The sequence below is a fragment of the Streptomyces sp. NBC_00989 genome (assembly GCF_045162655.1).
In the GTDB taxonomy this organism is placed as follows: Bacteria; Actinomycetota; Actinomycetes; order Streptomycetales; family Streptomycetaceae; genus Streptomyces.
Genome location: NZ_CP108728.1, coordinates 8,463,821 through 8,482,513 on the forward strand (window position 1 = coordinate 8,463,821; position 18,693 = coordinate 8,482,513).

Genomic DNA, 18,693 nt, shown 5'->3' on the forward strand with positions numbered 1-18,693 from the left:
CGTTCTCCACAGGGCTCCACAGGGAGGGGAAGCGAACCGTGCTGCCGGACGCCGACGAACTGCCCGAGGTCCTGCTCGACCTCGCCGTACCCCATGAGGACATCAACGAACTGGTGCGACTGCACCGGGTGTTGACCCGCGACACCGACGCGACACAGCTCCTGGAGGAGTGCGTCGGCGAGCTGGTGAAGGACATCGGTGAGCACGGCCACTGGACCCGGCTCACCGAGCTGCTCCTGGCCCGGCTGCCCCAGGCCCCGCCGGAGGTGGGCGCCTACTTCCCCGTGTACGTCTTCGTCGCCGCGCTGCCTTACACGCGCGCGTACCACCGCGAACGCGGCATCCCCGCCGATGTCTCCCGGCGCACCCTCGCCGACCTGGGACGCAACATCGCGGTGCACCACAGACGGTTCGGCGGGGGAGGACTGCCGTTCCCGCAGTGGCTCGTCCCGCACTTCCGCGGCGAGCTGTACCAGCTGGGGCGGCTGCAGTTCGAGCGGGCGCGGCTCGGTGAGCGCACCGCGCAGGCACTCACGGAGGCGGGGCTGGACGCGGAGCCGGGGACGCCCTGCCTGAACCTGCACATCCCCGACTACTCCGGGCCGCTCACCCCGGCCGCCTGCGACCGCTCGCTGGACCTGGCCCGCGCGTTCTTCGCCCGGTACTTCCCCGAGGAGCGGCACGAGGTCGCGACCTGCCACTCCTGGCTGCTCGACCCGCAGTTGAAGCGGTACCTCTCCGCCGACTCCAACATCGTCCGCTTCCAGGAACGGTTCCGAGTGATCCGCGAGGACACGGAACCGGCCGACACCGAGCCCGTCCAGTTCGTCTTCGGCCACCCCGATCAGGCGGTGGAGAGCCTGCCGCGGCGGACCTCCGTGGAGCGGGCCGTCGGGGACCATCTGCGGGCGGGCGGGCACTGGTACCTCGGGCACGGGTGGTTTCCGCTCTGATCCCCGGCTCGGCTCCGACCCCCAACAGGCGCCAACAGTTGCCTGCCTGAAGGGAATTGACTCGTACGGGTGAACCAGTGCGAGTCGGGAACGGACGTGCGGACGCGGGCCGTTGGACGGGCATGCGAATCGAAATGCGTGAGGGGTACGAGGGGACAGGACCCGGGGCGATCACCCCGGACGGCTGCGCGGTCGAGCTGTACTCGCGGCTGTCGATCGGCCAGGAGCCGGACATCATCGCCGCGGCCGTGCCGGCGGGCGCGCGCATCCTGGAGCTGGGCAGCGGGGTGGGGCGGATGACCTACCCCCTCCTGGAGCGCGGGTTCACGGTCACGGCGGTCGACGAATCCGCCGAGATGCTGGAGCGCGTCCATGGGGCGCGCACGATATGCAGCCCGGTCGAACACCTCGATCTGGGCGAGACGTTCGACGTGGTGATGCTCGCGTCGTTCCTGGTGCACGCCGGGGACATCGAGGTGCGGCGCGGACTGCTGCGGACCTGCGTACGGCATGTCGCGCCGGGCGGCTGCGTGCTGATCCAGCGGGAGGGCGAGGACTACCACACGAACCTGCCGCGCGAGCGGATCGACCCCAGTGGCTTCACCGTGCGGATGGTGTCGGCGGAGCCGGTCGGGGACGGGGTCGACTCGGTGCACGCGGAGTACGTGTTCCCGGACGCGGTCTGGACCCAGACGTTCCTGTCCCGGCCGTTGACGAAGGAGCAGTTCGAGGAGGCGCTGGCGGAGGCGGGACTGAGAGTGGACAGCTATCTCACGCCGGACCGGATATGGGTGAGGGCGGTGGCGACGACAGCGGAGGAAGCGGGAGCGGCAGCGAACTAGCGGAGGAAATCCCGTGCGGCAGCGATGAGTTCGAGGGCGAGTGCCGGTCTACCCCTGTGACAGCAACACGGACCGCTTCCCAGCGCTCCCACCGCTTCCCACAGGAGAACCTCATGTCCGAGACCACCGCTTCCGTAGCCTCCGCCGCGTCCGCCACCTCCCGTCCCGTCGTCGCCGAGTCCGCGACCACCCGCGGTCGCCGTGCCCGGATCGCGCTGCGTACCCTCCAGGTGCTGATCGCCCTGTTCTACGCCGTCGCGAGCGCGCTGCCCAAGCTGATCGCGAACTCGTCGGCTGTGGAGTCGTTCGACAAGATCGGCTGGGGGAGCGGGGCCATGTACACCATCGGCGCGCTCGAACTGGCCGGTGCCATCGGGCTGTTGGTCCCGCTGCTGCAGTCGGTGGCGGCGACGGCGCTCAGTGCCTTGATGGTGGGTGCGTTCGTCGTGCAGATGACCGAGTTCCACGGAGAGAACGCGGCGACACCGCTCATCCTGATCATCCCGCTGGCTCTGATCGCCTGGGCACGGCGGGGGCAGAACGCGGAGCTGCTGCGGGTGGTACGACGCCGGGCGTGATCGGGGCGTGATCCGTGCGGTACGGCCGGTTACAGCTGAGCACAGGGTGACGGTGGCATCCGGTGGGCCGAGGGGCCCGGGCCGGATGTCACCGTCGCGGTTCGCGGCGCGTGCTGCGGCGTGAGTCGCGACGGGTGTCCCGGTCCCCGGAGGTGTCGGGCGTGGCGGCCGGGCCGGCGTCGGCGCCGGGGAGGCCGCGCAGGCGTTCCAGGTCACGGCGGTCGCGTTTGGTGGGGCGGCCGGTGCCGCGGTCACGGATACCGGCCGGGGCGACGGCCTCGCGGGGCGGAGGCGGCGGGGAGTTGTCCACGTAGCACTGGACGGCGACCGGCGGCCCGACCCGTTTGCGGATGACCTGCTTCACGATGACGACGCGTTCGTGGCCCTCGTGCCGGAGGCGCACCTCGTCGCCGACATGGACGGAGTGGGCGGGCTTCACCCGCTCGCCGTTGACACGGACGTGGCCGCCCTTGCAGGCGGCGGCGCCCATGGAGCGGGTCTTGACCAGACGGACGGACCAGATCCAGCTGTCGACACGGACGCTCTCACCGTTCGAGGGACCTGCGGCCTTGGCGGCGGCCACGGCGTCGCCGTCCGGCGCGGGAGCGGGCGCGGCCGCACCGGTTCCGTCGCTCTCGCCGGTTTCGTCCACTCCCTCGGAAGCCATGTCTCGACCTTAGTGCCCCCAGTCGGCCGACCCCGGCGGATTTCGGCCGACGACCTGACCCCGCACCCCGCCCCATGATCCCCGGCCGGCACCCCGCCGGCCCACCCCGGATGCACCCCCGCGCTGTACCGAAGAGGCTGTTTCCCGAGGTCGTAGAGGTCATGGAGGCGGTCGTAGGGGCCGCGGTCGGCGCGGAGACGAGGGGGCGGACGTGGACATGGCAGCAAAGGTCGACGCGCTGATGGACGGGCTGCGGGCCGACCTCGTGCGGCTGGCCGCGATTCCCTCCGTGGCCTTTCCCGGGTTTCCGGGTGAGCCGGTGCGGGAGGCGCACGATGTGCTCGTCGGGCTGTCGCGCGGGGCCGGTGTCGAACACATCGTGCGGATCGATCTGGGTGTGATGTTCTCGGAGCCGCGGAACACGGTTGTGGCGCTGTGCGCGTTCGTCGAGCGGTACGCGGCCGGCTTCCGGGGCCGGGGCGGGGCGGCGGCCGTATGAGTACCACCGACAGTCGGCAGAGCACCGAACAGCCGCCGCACAAGCCGAAGTTCACCTTCCCCAGCGCGTTGACCGTCCTCACGGTCGTCACGATCGCCGTATGGCTGCTCGCGTTCCGTCGTCACCGCCTGGCAGGCCGCCAGCGGCTGGATGAACCTCTGGGTGCCGACGACCGCGGTCACCATCGGTGGGGTCGCGCTGGCGAAGGTCGGCTACGACAAGTACCTGCGGTTCGTCTGGCCGTTGCTGGCGCTGCTGTTCCTGATGATCTGCGGGTTCGTGGCGTTCGGCGCGATCATCACCTGAACCGTCGTGATCCTCACCTGAGCCCGCACGGCGAGGGGCACATACGGTGGCGGCATGAACCTGTCCGACCTCGATCACCGGATCACCGGCTGTCGGGCCTGCCCCCGCCTGGTCGCCTGGCGCGAGGAGGTCGCCCGCACCAAACGCGCCGCCTTCGCCGACTGGACGTACTGGGGCCGCCCGGTACCCGGCTTCGGCCCCGCCGACGCGTCGCTCCTGATCATCGGCCTCGCCCCGGCCGCGCACGGCGCGAACCGCACCGGCCGGATGTTCACCGGCGACCGTTCCGGGGACGTCCTGTACGAGGCCCTGTACGACATCGGGCTGGCCTCGCAGCCGACCGCCGTGAGCGCCGACGACGGCCTGGAGCTGTACGGCGTGCGCATCACCTCACCGGTGCGCTGCGCCCCGCCCGCCAACAAGCCCACCCCCGAGGAGCGGGACACCTGCCGTTCCTGGCTCGTCGAGGAACTCACCCTGCTGCGGCCGACGTTGAGGGCCGTCGTCGTACTCGGCGCCTTCGGCTGGCAGGCGGCGCTGCCCGCGTTCGCGGCGGCGGGGTGGCAAGTACCGCGCCCACGGCCCGCGTTCGGACACGGGGCACAGGTCGCCCTCGGCGGCCTCGACCTCTTCGGCTGCTTCCACGTCAGCCAGCGCAACACCTTCACCGGCAAACTCACCCCCGCGATGCTGCGGGACGTCCTGCGCACCGCGGCCGGGGCGGCGGGGCTGCCGACCACGCCGTAGCGAGGTGAGGGTCGCCGGAGCCGTAGCGAGGTTAGGGTCGCGGGATGGGCCTGTATCCGGAGATCGAACCGTACGACCACGGCATGCTCGACGTCGGTGACGGCAACCGCGTCTACTGGGAGACCTGCGGAAACCCGCGCGGCAAGCCCGCGGTCGTGCTGCACGGGGGCCCGGGATCGGGCTGTTCCCCGTTTCCCCGGCGGTACTTCGACCCCGCCGTCTACCGGATCGTGCTGCTCGACCAGCGCGGGTGCGGGCGTTCCACTCCGCACGCGAGCGCGTACGACACCGACATGAGCGTGAACACGACGGCCCACCTCATCGCCGATCTGGAGCTGCTGCGGCGGCACTTGGGGATCGAACGGTGGCTGGTGTGGGGCGCGTCGTGGGGGTCGGTGCTCGGGCTGCGGTACGCGCAGACGTACCCGGGGGCGGTGTCGGAGCTGGTGCTGACCTGTGTCGCCACCGGGTCCGATCCCGAAGTGGCCTTGCTGACCAGGGGACTTGGGAAGCTCTTCCCGGAGGCGTTCGAGGCGTTCGTCTCCGAACTCCCCGCCGCGGAGCGCGAAGGGAACCTCGCCGCCGCCTACAACCAGCTCATCGAGTCGCCCGACCGGGCGGTGCGGGAGCGGGCCGCACGCGCCTGGACCGACTGGGAGACGGCGATCGTCCCCGCCCCGCCGCGCTCCGAAAAGCGGTACGAGGACCCGAAGTTCCGCATGTGCTTCGCCCGCACCGTCACGCACTACTTCGGCAACGACCACTTCCTGGGGAAGGGAAACGAGGAGGGCGTCGTGCTGCGGGACGCGCCCCTCCTCAAGGACATCCCCGGCACCCTCGTCCAGGGCAGCCTCGACCTCGGCAACCTTCTCGGTGTCGTCTGGCGGCTCCATCACGCCTGGCCCGGCAGCGAGTTGGTGATCGTGGACGAGGCCGGGCACAACGCGAGCGCGCCCGGTGTCGCCGAGGCGCTGGTGGCGGCGACGGACAAGTACGCCCGCCGGCAGGGCCATTGACCCCCTCGGCCTGGTTACTCAGCCGATTCGCGCCGCCGCCACCGGTCGTGCCGTCACGTCGTAAGTCCCGCTGCTCTTCGAGGAGTTGACGCTCCACCGGTACCGCGAGAACTCGCCCGTGGCGTCGGAGGCGTAGAACATCATGTGACCGATGCCGACGCCCTGGAGGCTCTCGCCGGGGACGTTGCTGACCATGCGGGTGTCCGGGTACCTGGGGTAGTTGGTCAGGGCGTGGACGCCGTGCGGGTCGGAGGTGCAGTCGACGATCTCGACGGCGTACTGCGTCTCGCCGGTGAAGTCGGCGGTGCCGCTGAAGACGCCCTTGACCTCGCGGACCATGACGATGTGGCCGGTGTTGTCGGGGTCGCTGCCGTCGTAGTCGACGGCGATGATGTCGCCGGGCTGGAGGTCGGCGACCTTGCGGACGCGCTGGAAGCGGGGGCCGGCGGTGCCGTCGAGGAAGGCCGTGCAGTAGTCGGCGGCCTCCGGGACCCTCTCCTGGAAGTACTGGAGGAAGTAGTCGTCGCTCGCCCAGCCGTAGGTGTGCTTGAGGACGCCGGTGACGAAGGACGCGCAGCGGGCGCGGGCCACCCAGCTCGCCGGGTCGTCGGGCGTGCCCCAGGTGAGGGTGGCGGGCGAGCCCGGCTGATAGACGTTGTTCAGGCGGGCCGTACGGCCGCTGACCAGGGCGATCTCGTCGGCGGTGAGGGCGCGGGCGTACGCCCGTACGTCGTCGATCGCGCCCTTGAACCGGTTGACGGGCGCGCCGTCGAAGCGGGCCCGGCCGATGGAGAAGCCGCCGGTCGCCACCCAGGACAGGGTGGTCGCGGCGCTGCCCTGCGGCTGCCCGTCGACGTACAGGCGGATCTGCGTGCCGTCCCAGACACCGGTCAGATGGGTCCAGATGCCGAGACCGGCCGGTGAATTGGCGACGGCGGACACCTTGGTGGCCTGGTCCTCGCTGCGGACCTTGAAGGCCCAGGTGGAGACGGTGTTGTCGTACTGGAGGAGGAAGCGGCTGGTGGTGGCGGAGTCCTGGCTCACCGCCGTGTACATGGTCGCCGGGTCGGCGTCGCTCGCCAGCCGCACCCACGCCGAGACGGTAAAGGGGGCGGTGGTGTCCAGGACGGAGTCCTCGGGGTCCGTGGCGGCATACGCCCCGGACGTCCCGTCGAGGCTCAGCTCGCCGCCCGCGCGCAGTGCCGTCCAGGTCGCGCCGGAGCCGGGGGTGAGGGGGTGCGCGCGGCCGGAACGGTCGGCGCCCGAGCCGTCCAGCGGCCAATGCCCCACCAGCCCATTGACCAGATACCCGGCCGCCAACAGCCGCTGATAGCCCACCAGTTGATCGGCCTGCGCCAGATGCGGAGTGCCGACCGGCGTGAACGGAGTGTCCAGCGCTACGTCCGCCACGGCCACTCCCGCCCCCTGCGCCACGCCCGCCATCGCCCCGACGCCGACCAGCGCGGCCCCGCTCAACAGGCCACGTCTGCTGACCATGTTCGCTCCCTCCGCCTACGGCTGCGCGTCGTTCCCGAACAGGTGCCGGACCGTGGAACGGTAGTTGGTCCGCACGTGGGCCAGTGCGTGCGCGCGGGCGCGGTCCGGGTCGCCGGATGCGATCGCCTCGTACAACTCACGGTGTTCCACGAGGAGTTGGGGCCACTCCTCGTTCCGTCGGGTCATCCAGCGCAGTCGGCCGGCGACGGGTTCCAGGGCGGCGGTCAGCAGCGTGTTGCCCGCCATCGTCACGATGCTGTCGTGCAGGCGGCTGTTGACGTCCGTGATCACCTCGGCGTCCCCCGCCTCGGTCGCGGCGGCCGCACGGTCGAGGAGTTCCTCCACCCCGGCCAGATCCTCCGGTGTCGCGCGGGACGCGGCGAGCCCGGCCGCGGAGACCTCCAGGGCCTCGCGCAGTTCGAAGAGCTCCCGCACGTCGTTCGGGGTGAGAGGGCGTACGACCGTGCGGCGCGGGGTCTCGAAGTGGACGAACCCTTCGGCGACCAGCGCGCGGATCGCCTCGCGGACCGGCACCCGGGAGACGCCGAACCGCTCGGCGAGCTCGCGCTCGACCAGCCGGTCGCCCGGTCCGAGGCGCCCCGCGATGATCTCCTGGCGCAGGTTCGCCAGGACGCGCTCGCGGACCGCGCCCAGGGGTTCGATCTTCGTCATGGAGCTCATGGAGCAATCTTCTCCGACTCCGGGGGTCTTTTACCGAGCGTTAACAATCGTGACATCGGTCGGAACGCTTGACGGCGGGACCATGACGGCAGTTTGGTATACCAAACGGTCGCCGCCCTCCGTCCCCCTTTGCCCTGGAGGCCCCGTGTCCCTCGCCGACAGTGCCGAAGCCACCGGCACACCAACGTTCGTCCCCGACCCCCGGCTCACCAACGAAGACCTCGCGCCCGCCGACAAGCGCAACTGGAAGGTCTTCGACCTCTTCGCCATGTGGATGTCGGACGTCCACAACCTCGGCAACTACACCTTCGCCGCAGGCCTGTTGGTCCTCGGCATGAACGTCTGGCAGGTCTTCACCTCCCTGCTCGTCGGCTTCGTGCTCATCTACGTCGGCATGAACTGGATGGGAAAGATCGGGCAGGCGCACGGCGTCCCGTTCCCGGTCGTCAGCCGCATCAGCTTCGGCGTGTGGGGCGCGAACATCCCGGCCCTCATCCGGGCCGTGATCGCCATCATGTGGTACGGCATCCAGACCTACCTCGCCTCCGTCGCCGTCAACGTGATGCTGCTGGCCGCGTGGCCGGGCCTGGAATCCTGGACTCACCACTCCTTCCTGGGACTTGACGCCCTCGGCTGGGTCTCGTTCGTGTCGCTGTGGCTGATCCAGGCGGTGATCATCAGTCAGGGCATGGAGTCCGTACGGAAGTTCCAGGACTTCTGTGGTCCCGCGATCTGGCTGGTGATGATCGCGCTGGCCATCTGGGTGCTGGCGAAGGCCGGTTGGTCGATCTCCCTCACCTCGACCCCGCACCCGGTCTCGTTCGGTGAGCAGTGGCGGCAGTGGTTCGGCGCGATCGGGCTGATCCTCGCGACGTACGGCACGCTGATGCTCAACTTCTGCGACTTCTCCCGCTTCGCGCCCGACTACAAGACCGTCCGCCGCGGCAACTTCTGGGGCCTGCCCATCAACTCCACCGCGTTCGTGGTCGTTTCGGTGATCGTGACGGCCGGCTCCCTGGAGGTCTGGGGCCAGGCCATCACCGACCCGGCCGAGTTGGTCGCCAAGGTCGGCAACACCTGGGTGATGGTGCTCGGCGCGCTCACGTTCGCCATCGCCACCATGGGCGTCAACATCGTCGCCAACTTCGTCTCACCGGCGTACGACCTGGCCAACGTCTGGCCGCAGAAGATCACCTTCAGGATCGGCGGCATGATCAGCACGGTGGCCGCGCTGGTCGTGACCCCGTGGAACCTCTTCTCCAACCCGACCGTCGTCAACTACTTCCTCGGCGGCCTCGGCGCCTTCCTGGGCCCGCTGTTCGGCGTGATCATGGTCGACTACTACTGGGTGAAGCGCGGCCGGGTCGACGTACAGGAACTCTTCGACGCGACCCCCGGCTCCCGCTACTACTACCGGAAGGGCGTCAACCCCAAGGCCCTGTGGGCGTTCCTGCCCTCGGCGGGGGTCGCGGCGGTGCTCGCACTGGTGAAGACGTTCAGCGACGTGGCCCCGTATTCGTGGTTCATCGGCACGGCACTGGGCGCGGGCCTGTACGTACTGATCTGCCGCACCGACCGAGCCACCGCCGAGCCCACTCCCGAGCCGGTGGAGGTCTGAGCGGAGTGCGCATCGTCGTCACCAACTGCAACACCACGCAGGAGATGACCGAGGAGATCGTACGAGGTGCCCGGGCCGCGGCAGGCCCGGGCACCACCGTGACCGGCCTGACCCCCGAGTGGGGTCCCGAGTCCGCGGAGGGCTGGCTCGACAGCTACCTCTCGGCGGCGGCCGTCATGGACCTGCTCCGGACGTACGAGGGTCCCGCGTACGACGCCGTCGTCATGGCCGGCTTCGGAGAGCACGGGCGTGAAGGCGTCCGGGAGTTGGTGGACGTGCCGGTCGTCGACATCACCGAGGCGGCCGCCCACCTGGCCTGCCTGCTGGGCCGACGCTACGGCGTCGTCACCACGCTGGAACGGTCCTGCGGGCAGATCGAGGACAGCCTGGAGCTGGCGGGGGTCGGCCGGAACTGCGCGGCGGTGGTGGGGACGGGGCTGAGCGTCCTCGACCTGGCGGGCGACGACGTCCGTACGGAGACCGCGTTCCTGGCGGCGGCGGAACGGGCGTGCGCGGCCGGGGCCGAGGTGCTGGTGCTGGGGTGCGCCGGGATGACGGGGTTGCAGCGGGCGGTGGGGGAGAAGCTGGGGCTGCCGGTGGTGGACGGGGTCGGGGCGGCGGTGAAGCTGGCGGAGTCGTTGGTGGGGTTGGGGCTGAGGACGAGCAGGGCGGGGAGTTATGCGCGGCCGGTGGTGAAGGGGAGGGAGTGGGGGCGGCGTCCCTGAGGGGGTACGGGGGCAGGGTTTCTGAGGGCGCGGTTGGTCGGGGGTGCCGGGGTGAGTTCAGGGTGCGGATGCGGATGCGGGGGGGCTTGAGTTCAGAGTGCGGGTGCGTGGGGGTTGCTCGCGCAGTTCCCCGCGCCCCTTAAAAGCGCCTCGGCTGGTCCGGCGTTCAAGGGCGCGGGTTGGTCGGGGTGTGGGGGCGCGGTCTCTGAAGGGGCGCGGGTGGTCGCGGGTGTGGGGCGACGTCGCTGAAAGTGGCCCGGGTTGATCAGAATCGCGAGGGCAACGCCCTCAAAGGGGCGCGGGTTGGTCAGTGCCGCGAGGGCAACGTCCTTTAAGGGGCGCGGGGAACTGCGCGACCAGCCACGACGGCGCGGCACCCGCCGTACGACACATCGCGGCACTCTCGGTAGCGCATCCGTCGGGGTGATCTTGCGGCGCCCTGACCGGCTCTACGGCGACTCGTGGACGCGTGCCCCGCAGACTCCGGGGAGAACGAGTCACCGTCGGCGAGAAGGAGACCCCCTTGCCCAACCCGGTACCGAGAGCCCTCCTCGCCACCCTCCTCGCAGGACTCTGCTGCGCCGGCGCCACCCGTGACGTACCGGAACCCTTCTGGACCGCCCCCGACTCCCGGGCCGCCCAACAGGCGGCCGCCTGGCGCGAGGCCAGCCGGACAGTCGACGCGACGCTGATGGACCGCATTGCCGCCAGACCCGAGGCCGAGTGGCTCAACGGCCCCAACCCCGGCCCGGTCGTCCGCGCCCGCACCACCGCCGCCGCCCAGGCCGGCCGCATCGCCGTACTCGTGGCGTACTACATCCCGAACCGGGACTGCGGCCAGTACTCCCTCGGCGGCGCCCCCACCGCGACGGCCTACCGCGCCTGGATCGACGAGTTCGCGACCGCCCTCGGCGGCCGGGGCGCCTACGTGATCGTCGAACCGGACGCGGTCGCCCAGGTGGTCGCCGGCTGCACCCGGGTCACGGCGAGCGAACGCTACGCACTGCTCGCCCACGCCGTGGACCGCCTCAAACGCCAACCGCACACCCACGTCTACCTCGACGCCGGCAACTCCAGCTGGATCCCCGAGGCCTGGCGACTGGTCGACGCGCTCAAGGCGTCCAGTGTCGCCCGAGCCGACGGCGTAGCCCTGAACGTCTCCAACTACCAGACGAACAAGGCGAGTTCGACGTACGGCGACGAGCTCTCCAAAGACCTCGCTGGCAAGCACTACGTCATCGACACCAGCCGCAACGGCAACGGCCCCTACACCGGCACCGACGCGTGGTGCAATCCGCCCGGCCGCGCCCTGGGCACCCCGCCGACGACCCGCACGGACGACCCCCTCCTCGACGCCTACTTGTGGATCAAACGCCCCGGCGAGTCCGACGGCACCTGCCGAGGCGGCCCGAGGGCAGGCCAGTGGTGGCCGTCGAACGCCCTCGAACTGGCCCGCAACGCCCGCCCCTGACTCATGAACGTCCGCCCCTGACTCATGACTTGTGGCTTACGGCTTGGGCTCCCACACGTACCGCACGTCCGGCTCCCGTTCTTCGTTGCCGCTGCCGTCCGTGAACTCGACGGCGACGAAGCCGTGCCGCTGGTAGAACCGGTGGGCGGGCTTGTTCACCTGGAAGGTCCACAACTGCAGGCCCCCTGGACTCCGTTCCTTCGCGAGCGCGACGAACCGGTCCCCGAGGCCTCGCCCGCGCCAGTCCGGTTCGAGGTACAGCTGGGACAACACATCGCCGTTGACCACCATCAACCCCACGATCCCACCGCCGTCCCCCGCGTCGGCCACCCAGATGTCCCGCAACGGCACGACGACGTCCCGGAAGTAGTCCCGCACGTCGTCGGCGGACCGCGGACTGACGACGGTCGGCAACGCGGCGGCGAACGAACGCAGCCACACGTCCGCCGCGGGGCGCGCATCGGGGCCGGCCGCCCGACGGATCGTGACGTCGGCTTCAGAGCCAGGGTCAGGGGCAGGGTTCACGACTGCGCCACCTCTCCTTCTCCTTCTCCCTCTTCCGGCACGACGGCTGTCGCCGTGATCTCCACGAGCTGCCCGGTGTACCCGAGGCAGGCCACACCGACGAGTGTGGACGAATGCGGTCCCACGCTGAGCCCGGACGCCTCGACCACCTCCCACACGGCGGACAACACGGAGGGCTCGCTACTCACGACATACACGTCCGTCGCGACGACCTGCCCCAAGTCGCTGCCGACCGCCCGCAGTTGCTCACCGAGATTCACCAGCACCTGCTCGGCCTGCCGCACGGCGTCGCTCGCGCCCACCACCTTGCCGTCGACGTCGAGCGGGACCGCACCGGCGAGAAAGGCGAGCTTCGTGCCGGCTTCGACGACGGTGGCGTGGGAGTAGGTGGGGGGAGGGAAGAGGGCGGGGACGGTGACGCGTTCGAGCACGGGGTCTCCCAAGGAGCGGTCGATCGGCAGTCGGCAGTCGGCGATTGGCGGCGGGCGGTGGGCGTGACGCGGGCGTCAGCCGACCACATGGACGACGGCGCCCGCATCCGAATTTCCGCTTTCCGCCATAGGAACGGGGGTCGGCCGAGGGCGCAGGGGAACATCGCCCAGGCATGTCATTCCGGAGGTGGACCGCTCTCCCGTTCGGACAGTTGGCGTTCGCCCTCCTGAGCAAGGACCGGGTGCGCCTCGGTGTACTCGACCGCCGGCTCGGCCGCGATGCGTGCCAGTACCTCCCGCCGCCTGCGCCGAGCGGCGACCCGCGCCGCGGCCGACCTCCGCGCGGCAGCCGCCGAAACGGCCCGGAACTCCTCGCTCCGCTCAGCGGCCTCGATCCGTCCGACGCAGTACAGGCGGATCCGCGGGGCCGCCTGAAAATGCGGGTTGACCCGCAACAGGTCGGGTTCACCGAGCAGTTGACGCACCATCCCGGCCGTCCATCCCCGTGTGCGCAACCCGGCCACGGAGAGGTGCGTACGGGTGGCCTGCGCGTCGCCGCCGCTCTCCGCGTCCGACCCCTGCCTTTTCCTCTGTTCCCGACTCTGTTCCTGCGGACTCTCGTTCGTCTCGTGTGCTGTCATCGACCGCTCCCCCGTGGTGACTCTCAGTGACGACTCCAGTGAAGCGCGTACCACTGACAATCGGCCCGTGGCCATGCGATCGCGGGGAGGAAACGCGTCGCGCCGAGCGACCTCGCTGCGTACGCTTCCGGCGATTCCCGCCCCCTGATCCCGCGATTGGAGCCGTTCTTATGCCCACGCTCACCGACGCGGACTTCCTCGACACCACAGCCGACCGCCTCGCCACCCTCCCCACGGTCCAGGCCGTAGCCCTCGGCGGCTCCCGTGCCCAGGGCACTCACCACCCCGACAGCGACTGGGACTTGGCGGTCTACTACCGCGGTCCCTTCGACCCCGCCGACCTCCGTGACCTCGGCTATGACGGCGAGGTCTCCGAGGTGGGCGGTTGGGGCGGCGGGGTGTTCAACGGGGGTGCCTGGCTGACGGTCGACGGGCGGCGTGTCGATGTGCACTATCGCGATCTGGACGTGGTGGAGCGGGAGTTGGGGGAGGCGGAGGAAGGACGTTTTCGGGTGGAGCCGTTGCTGTTCCATCTCGCCGGGATTCCCAGCTACCTGGTCGTCGCCGAGCTGGCGGTCAACCGTGTCCTGCGAGGTGAGCTGCCCCGCCCGGACGGCTATCCCGCGCAGCTGCGGCTCTCCGCCGCCGAGCGTTGGTACGGCACCGCCGACGCCACCCTCGCGTACGCGCGGGCCAACCACGTCCCGAAGGGGCGGCTCACCGAGGTCGCCGGTGCGATCGCCGTGGCCGCCGTGCAGGCCGGGCACGGGGTGCTGGCGGGGCGGGGGGAGTGGGTGACGAACGAGAAGCGGTTGTTGGAGCGGGCCGGGCTGCGGGCGGTCGACGGCGTCGTGGCGGGGTTGAACGCGGAAGGCAAGGCTCTCGATCGTGCCGTTTCCGACGCGGGAGCGTTGTTCTCGGCGTTGCGTTCATAAAGAAAGCGGCCTTCCGGTCAACCTTCACATCCCCGAAATGCGCGCGGCCCGTTCCGCACAAGGACGCGAACTACCGTGGACACCACGGCTACCACCCCAGCCGCCAGCACCAGCTTCAGCAACCGCTCCAGCTCAGCTACGCCCCGGCCACCGTCGCCCGAAGGCACACCCCGCCCTCGTCAAGACAGGAGCCCTGTGTCCCGTCGTACCGACGCCTTCTCGCTTCCGCCCTGGCTCGCCCACACGCTCCGTGCCCAGCGCGGGCCGGTTCCCTGGAGCGCGGTCACGCGAGGGGCGCTGGCCGCCGGGCCGCTGCTGATGGTCGCCGTGCTGGTCGGGCGGACGTCACTCGGCGTGCTGGCCGCGCTCGGGGCGATGCTCGCCGGGATCAACGACCGGCCCGGCAGCCGGCGGGCCTCGGTCAAGCGGCTCGGGGGGCCCGCGCTCGCGGGAGCGGCCGGGCTGCTGGTCGGGACGTACACCGGGGCGCATGTCGGGGCTGTCGTGCTGACGCTTCTCTTCACCGGGATCGGGCTGGTCGCCGGTGGGTTCAGTGCCATCGGGCCCGTCGCTTCCGGTGCCGGTACGCAATTGCTCGTCGCCTCCGCCATCGGCGCCGGGATGCCCCTGCCCGAACCGGGGTGGGAGCGGGCCCTCGCCTTCCTCGCCGGGGCCGCCTGGCTGGTCCTGCTGCGGCTGGCGCTGCCCACGCCCGGTGCCATCGCCGGTGACTACCGGTTCGACGGCGAGCGGCACGCCGTGGCCGCCGTCTACGACGCGATCGCGGCGCTGCTCGACGCGAGCGGTGGGCCGGAGGCGACGGGGCGGCGCGCCGCGCTGACCGCCGCGCTCGACCACGCGCAGGACGCGCTCGCCGGGCCGCGGCTGCGGCGGTACGCCAGTTCGGCGGCCGAGCGGCGGCTGCACGGGCAGTACGCCGCCGCGCTGCCGCTCGCCGAGGCCGCGACCGCGATCGCCTGGGCCGGGGAGCCGGTGTCCGCCCGGGCGGGCGAAGGGCCCCGCAGGCTCGCCGCCGCCGTGCGCGACAACGCGCACACCGGGCCGCTGCCCGCGCCCAACCGTTCCGCCCCCGCGCTGCGCGCCCTCGACGACGCGCTGCTGCACGCCGCCGACGCCTTCGACCAGGCGGAGGGGAGCGATCTGCATGCGCGCAGGGGCACGGTAACCGCCTTGTTCCGTACGGCATTCGGGGCCGGGGGGCGGGAGTACGGGCTGCGGGTCGCGCTCTGTTTCGGGGCCAGTGTCGCCGTCGCCCAGGCACTGCACCAGGCCCGCTGGTACGGGCAGCACGAGCACTGGTACTGGCTGCCCGCCACCGCCGTCTTCCTCGTCAAGCCCGACCTCGGGCCGCTCGCCTCGCGGGCGCTGAGCCGGGCGGCGGGGACCGTGCTGGGGGCGCTGGTCTTCGCCGGGTTCGCGGCCGTGCTGCCCCGGCCCGAAGGGCTGGTCGCGCTGGTGGCGCTCAGCGGTGCGCTCATTCCCGTCGCCACCCGGCACTTCGCGGCGCAGACCGCCGTAGTCACCGTTCTCGTGCTGTCCCTCGTGATGGTGGGCGGGGAGCCGCAGGCCTCCGCCGGCCGGATCGGGGAGACGCTGCTGGCCTGCGCGATCGTGCTGATCGTCGGGCATCTGCCGATGCCGGGGAAGCGCGGCGGGGGTGTGCGCGCCCGGCTCGCGGCCGCGGGCGCCGCCGCGCACGCCTACCTCGTGCACGTCCTGAGCGAGTCCGACGACCGCGCCGAGCGCTGGACCCTGCGCCGCGAGGCCTACCGCACGCTCGCCGAGGCCCGCGGCGCGATCGCCGTCTCGGCCGCCGAACTCCCCGCCCTCGCCCGGCACACGGAGGGCACGGACGAGGTCGCGGCCGTCCTCGAACGGCTCGTGGACACGACCACCGCCTGCGCCGTCCACCTCGACGACGCGGGGCGGCTCACGTCCCGCCACATCGAGCAACTCACCGAGCTGCTGGAGGAGTTCGAGCGGGGGCGTGGGCGGGTGGGCCTGCGCGCCATCGAACTCCCCGTCGCCGTCTAGCCACTTGGGCCGACCGGGTCACTCCACCCGCACCCACACCGGCGCGTGGTCCGACCCCGGCGCCTCCCGCCGCTCCGCGGGGTCCGGTCCCACCGACGGCAGCCGCAGCGTTCCCTCACCGGGCAGTCCCGTCCCCGCCGCCGTCACCCGGTGGACCAGGTGATGGCTGAGCAGGACGTGGTCGATCAGCTCGCGGCGCCCGGAGTTGATCCGCGAGTAGCGCTGGTCGGCCGGGATCAGCGGCGCCACGTCCCACAGCCGGACCGCGTCGCCCTGGTCGGCCCGGTCGTAGCCGGGCGTGCCGATCTCCGAACCGGGCGGCCCGAGCAGGATCTGGGTGGTCGCGGCCTGCACCTCGTCGTTCATGTCGCCGAGCACGGCCACATCGCGGGTACGGCCCTCACCGGCGAGCAGTTCGTCGGCCAGCGCGCGCAGGGTCGCCGCCTCGGCCGCCCGGCGGTAGAGGGCGTAGGCGCCGTAGCGGGCCCGTTCGCCCTCGTCGTGCGGGAAGAAACGGCTGCCCGGGTAGGTCAGCAGCTTCGACTTGAGATGGGCGACCGCCACCGTCAGCGGGCCGGTCGCCGTCGTGACCTCCACCGCCAGGAATCCCCGGCCCGCGGTCGGCTCCTCGGCGCCCGAGTCGTCGGACTGCACCGGGCGCAGATGCGCCGGGAACGCGTTCGTGTCGGCGACGACCCGCGGTTCCGTACGGCTGAGGAAGCCGACGCGGATGCCCCGGCCGTCCGGATGCGCGGACAGGGCGGTGTGCCACTCGCCGTCCAGCAGCCCGGCCAGGTCGTCGAGCGCCGCCGGATCACCGACCTCCTGGACGCCGAGCAGCACCGGGTCCAGTTCCGTGACCACGGCGGCGAGGGAGGCGAGCTTCGTCTCGTACGTGGCCTTGTCCTTGGGGCCGGACGGGCCGCCGGGGCGGTACAGGTTCTCCAGATTCCAGGTGCCGAGGAGCATGCGGGGCCCCTTCCATAAGCCTTGGGCGTGAAGTTTTGGTCGTGCGCCAGAAGCCTTGGTCGTGAGGCAAGCGTGCTGGTCCGGGGCGGCCCGCGGCAGTGCAACGGCCGGATGCGCGGTTCGGCTCACGCGAGGCGAGGACGGCGTCGTACGTTGGAAGAGTGAGCCACTCTCCCGCAGATCTGCTGATCACCGGCTGCGCCGTCCTCGTCCACGACGACCAGGAGCGCGTCCGCTTCGAGCAGGACGCCGCGATCGTCGTACGGGACGGGCGCGTCGAGTCGGTGACGAGCGCGGCGGACGTGACGGACGTGGTTGGCTTCGCCGCCGTCGAACACATCGACGCGCGCGGCCAGATCGCTCTGCCGGGGCTGATCAACTGCCACACCCACGCGCCGATGGTCGCGCTGCGCGGGCTCGCCGAGGATCTGCCCACGGAGGAGTGGTTCAACGACGTCGTCTGGCCCGTCGAGTCCAACCTCACCGAAAAAGACGTGGAGTTGGGGGCACGGCTCGCCTGCGCCGAGATGATCCGCGCCGGGGTCACCTGCTTCGCCGACCACTACTTCTCCATGGACACGGTGGCCGCCGTCGTCGCCGACTGCGGGATCCGCGCGCACCTCGGCGAGGCCTACTTCTCCTCCCAAGGTCCGCAAGGCCGGGAGAAATCACTGGAGTTCGCGCTACGGCACCGGGGCACAGCCGACGGCCGCATCACCACGGCCCTCGCCCCGCACGCCCCCTACACGGTGACCGACGCCGACCTCGCCGCCACCGCCCAACTCGCCCTGGAACACGGCCTCCCCGTCCACATCCACGCCGCCGAGAACCGCGACCAGACCGACACCAGCCTCTCCCGGCACGGCATCACCCCCGTCGAAGTCCTCGACCGCGCTGGCCTGTTGGCCACCGACCTGCTCATCGCCCACGGCACCGGCATCATCGACCGCGACCTCCCCGTCCTGGAGCGCGCGAGCGGCCGTACGGCAGTCGCCACCGCGCCCCGGGGATACCTCAAGTTCGCCTGGCCGGACACCACTCCGATCCGCGCCCTGCGCGCCATCGGCATCCCGGTCGGGCTCGCCACGGACGGCGCCGCCTCCAACAACTCCCTCGACGTGTGGGAGTCGATGGCCCTCACCTCGCTGGTGCAGAAGTCCACCGAAGGTGATCCACGGTGGCTGACGTCCCGTCAAGCACTGCACCACGCAACGCTCCAGAGTGCGCGGGCGGTCGGACTCGGCGACACGATCGGGTCCATCGCGCCGGGGCGCCGGGCCGACATCATCCTCGTCGACCTCACCGGACCGCACACCCAGCCCGTCCACGATCTCGCCGCCACCCTCGTGCACAGCGCCCGTTCCGCCGACGTCCGCACCACGATCGTCGACGGCCGTGTGCTCATGCGCGACCGCGAGCTGCTCACCCTCGATGTACCCGCTGTCGTACGGGAGTTGGCCGACCGGCTGCCCGCCCTCGTCGACCGGAGCCACGGCCGGCGCATCCAGGAGTACGACACCTGAGCCGCGCCCGGGTC

Annotated in this window: 19 protein-coding genes and 1 pseudogene; 13 read left to right on the forward strand and 7 right to left on the reverse strand. The window is 71.3% G+C overall.

Features of this window, described 5'->3' with window-relative positions; genetic code table 11:
- Positions 1-38 precede the first annotated feature (38 nt).
- From OG714_RS37855 to OG714_RS37865, 3 genes are all read left to right on the forward strand, one after another.
- A complete protein-coding gene (locus OG714_RS37855; protein WP_406127885.1) occupies positions 39-953 on the forward strand; it encodes an acyltransferase domain-containing protein in 915 nt (304 codons plus the stop codon).
- 122 nt (positions 954-1,075) lie between these two features.
- Positions 1,076-1,795 carry a class I SAM-dependent methyltransferase gene (locus tag OG714_RS37860; protein WP_406127887.1) on the forward strand — a complete coding sequence of 240 codons (720 nt, stop codon included), beginning with the start codon at positions 1,076-1,078 and terminating at the stop codon, positions 1,793-1,795.
- A 113-nt stretch (positions 1,796-1,908) separates the two neighbouring features.
- Complete coding sequence (locus OG714_RS37865; RefSeq protein ID WP_406127888.1) at positions 1,909-2,373, forward strand: DoxX family protein; 465 nt, start codon at positions 1,909-1,911, stop codon at positions 2,371-2,373.
- A gap of 88 nt (positions 2,374-2,461) precedes the next feature.
- Here OG714_RS37865 and OG714_RS37870 read toward each other — a convergent pair whose 3' ends face one another.
- Positions 2,462-3,040, reverse strand: coding sequence for an RNA-binding S4 domain-containing protein (locus OG714_RS37870; protein ID WP_406127890.1), 579 nt, complete (start codon positions 3,038-3,040; stop codon positions 2,462-2,464).
- Positions 3,041-3,251: 211 nt separating this feature from the next.
- On the opposite strand from OG714_RS37870, the gene OG714_RS37875 reads away from it, so the two are divergent.
- From OG714_RS37875 to pip, 4 genes and pseudogenes are all read left to right on the forward strand, one after another.
- On the forward strand, positions 3,252-3,539 hold the full coding sequence (locus tag OG714_RS37875; RefSeq protein WP_406127892.1) for a hypothetical protein: 288 nt from the start codon (positions 3,252-3,254) through the stop codon (positions 3,537-3,539).
- Between the two features lie 102 nt (positions 3,540-3,641).
- A pseudogene (locus OG714_RS37880) lies at positions 3,642-3,845 on the forward strand (YfcC family protein); the annotation flags it as partial.
- Positions 3,846-3,899: 54 nt separating this feature from the next.
- Complete coding sequence (locus OG714_RS37885) at positions 3,900-4,592, forward strand: uracil-DNA glycosylase (RefSeq protein WP_406127894.1); 693 nt, start codon at positions 3,900-3,902, stop codon at positions 4,590-4,592.
- A 44-nt stretch (positions 4,593-4,636) separates the two neighbouring features.
- A complete protein-coding gene (gene pip, locus OG714_RS37890; RefSeq protein WP_406127895.1) occupies positions 4,637-5,608 on the forward strand; it encodes a prolyl aminopeptidase in 972 nt (323 codons plus the stop codon).
- An 18-nt stretch (positions 5,609-5,626) separates the two neighbouring features.
- On the opposite strand, the gene OG714_RS37895 is transcribed toward pip, so the two are convergent.
- Both OG714_RS37895 and OG714_RS37900 read right to left on the reverse strand, forming a co-directional pair.
- Positions 5,627-7,105 (reverse strand): LamG domain-containing protein, encoded by a 1,479-nt coding sequence (locus OG714_RS37895; RefSeq protein ID WP_406127897.1) that lies wholly within the window; start codon positions 7,103-7,105, stop codon positions 5,627-5,629.
- A 15-nt stretch (positions 7,106-7,120) separates the two neighbouring features.
- Positions 7,121-7,786: a GntR family transcriptional regulator gene (locus OG714_RS37900; RefSeq protein ID WP_406127899.1), complete on the reverse strand. Its 666-nt coding sequence runs from the start codon at positions 7,784-7,786 to the stop codon at positions 7,121-7,123.
- A 145-nt stretch (positions 7,787-7,931) separates the two neighbouring features.
- On the opposite strand from OG714_RS37900, the gene OG714_RS37905 reads away from it, so the two are divergent.
- The 3 genes from OG714_RS37905 to OG714_RS37915 all read left to right on the forward strand — a co-directional run bounded on the left by OG714_RS37905 (position 7,932) and on the right by OG714_RS37915 (position 11,600).
- A complete protein-coding gene (locus tag OG714_RS37905; RefSeq protein WP_406127901.1) occupies positions 7,932-9,404 on the forward strand; it encodes an NCS1 family nucleobase:cation symporter-1 in 1,473 nt (490 codons plus the stop codon).
- A gap of 5 nt (positions 9,405-9,409) precedes the next feature.
- Positions 9,410-10,129 carry an aspartate/glutamate racemase family protein gene (locus OG714_RS37910; RefSeq protein ID WP_406127902.1) on the forward strand — a complete coding sequence of 240 codons (720 nt, stop codon included), beginning with the start codon at positions 9,410-9,412 and terminating at the stop codon, positions 10,127-10,129.
- 523 nt (positions 10,130-10,652) lie between these two features.
- Positions 10,653-11,600: a glycoside hydrolase family 6 protein gene (locus OG714_RS37915; RefSeq protein ID WP_406127903.1), complete on the forward strand. Its 948-nt coding sequence runs from the start codon at positions 10,653-10,655 to the stop codon at positions 11,598-11,600.
- Positions 11,601-11,636: 36 nt separating this feature from the next.
- Here the strand turns inward: OG714_RS37915 and OG714_RS37920 are convergent, their stop codons facing one another.
- From OG714_RS37920 to OG714_RS37930, 3 genes are all read right to left on the reverse strand, one after another.
- On the reverse strand, positions 11,637-12,125 hold the full coding sequence (locus OG714_RS37920; protein ID WP_406127905.1) for a GNAT family N-acetyltransferase: 489 nt from the start codon (positions 12,123-12,125) through the stop codon (positions 11,637-11,639).
- A complete protein-coding gene (locus tag OG714_RS37925) occupies positions 12,122-12,556 on the reverse strand; it encodes a RidA family protein (protein WP_406127907.1) in 435 nt (144 codons plus the stop codon). Before OG714_RS37925 ends, OG714_RS37920 begins: the two co-directional genes overlap by 4 nt.
- A gap of 176 nt (positions 12,557-12,732) precedes the next feature.
- Positions 12,733-13,197 carry a hypothetical protein gene (locus OG714_RS37930; protein WP_406127909.1) on the reverse strand — a complete coding sequence of 155 codons (465 nt, stop codon included), beginning with the start codon at positions 13,195-13,197 and terminating at the stop codon, positions 12,733-12,735.
- A gap of 170 nt (positions 13,198-13,367) precedes the next feature.
- Between OG714_RS37930 and OG714_RS37935 the strand changes: the two genes are divergently transcribed.
- Both OG714_RS37935 and OG714_RS37940 read left to right on the forward strand, forming a co-directional pair.
- A complete protein-coding gene (locus OG714_RS37935) occupies positions 13,368-14,132 on the forward strand; it encodes a nucleotidyltransferase domain-containing protein (RefSeq protein ID WP_406127910.1) in 765 nt (254 codons plus the stop codon).
- 195 nt (positions 14,133-14,327) lie between these two features.
- Positions 14,328-16,187, forward strand: coding sequence for an FUSC family protein (locus OG714_RS37940; RefSeq protein WP_406127911.1), 1,860 nt, complete (start codon positions 14,328-14,330; stop codon positions 16,185-16,187).
- An 18-nt stretch (positions 16,188-16,205) separates the two neighbouring features.
- Here OG714_RS37940 and OG714_RS37945 read toward each other — a convergent pair whose 3' ends face one another.
- Positions 16,206-17,156, reverse strand: a complete 951-nt coding sequence (locus tag OG714_RS37945) for an endonuclease/exonuclease/phosphatase family protein (protein ID WP_406127912.1) — start codon at positions 17,154-17,156, stop codon at positions 16,206-16,208.
- A gap of 161 nt (positions 17,157-17,317) precedes the next feature.
- Here OG714_RS37945 and OG714_RS37950 point away from each other — a divergent pair, with 161 nt between their 5' ends.
- Positions 17,318-18,679: an amidohydrolase gene (locus tag OG714_RS37950; protein WP_406127914.1), complete on the forward strand. Its 1,362-nt coding sequence runs from the start codon at positions 17,318-17,320 to the stop codon at positions 18,677-18,679.
- Positions 18,680-18,693: the final 14 nt, after the last annotated feature.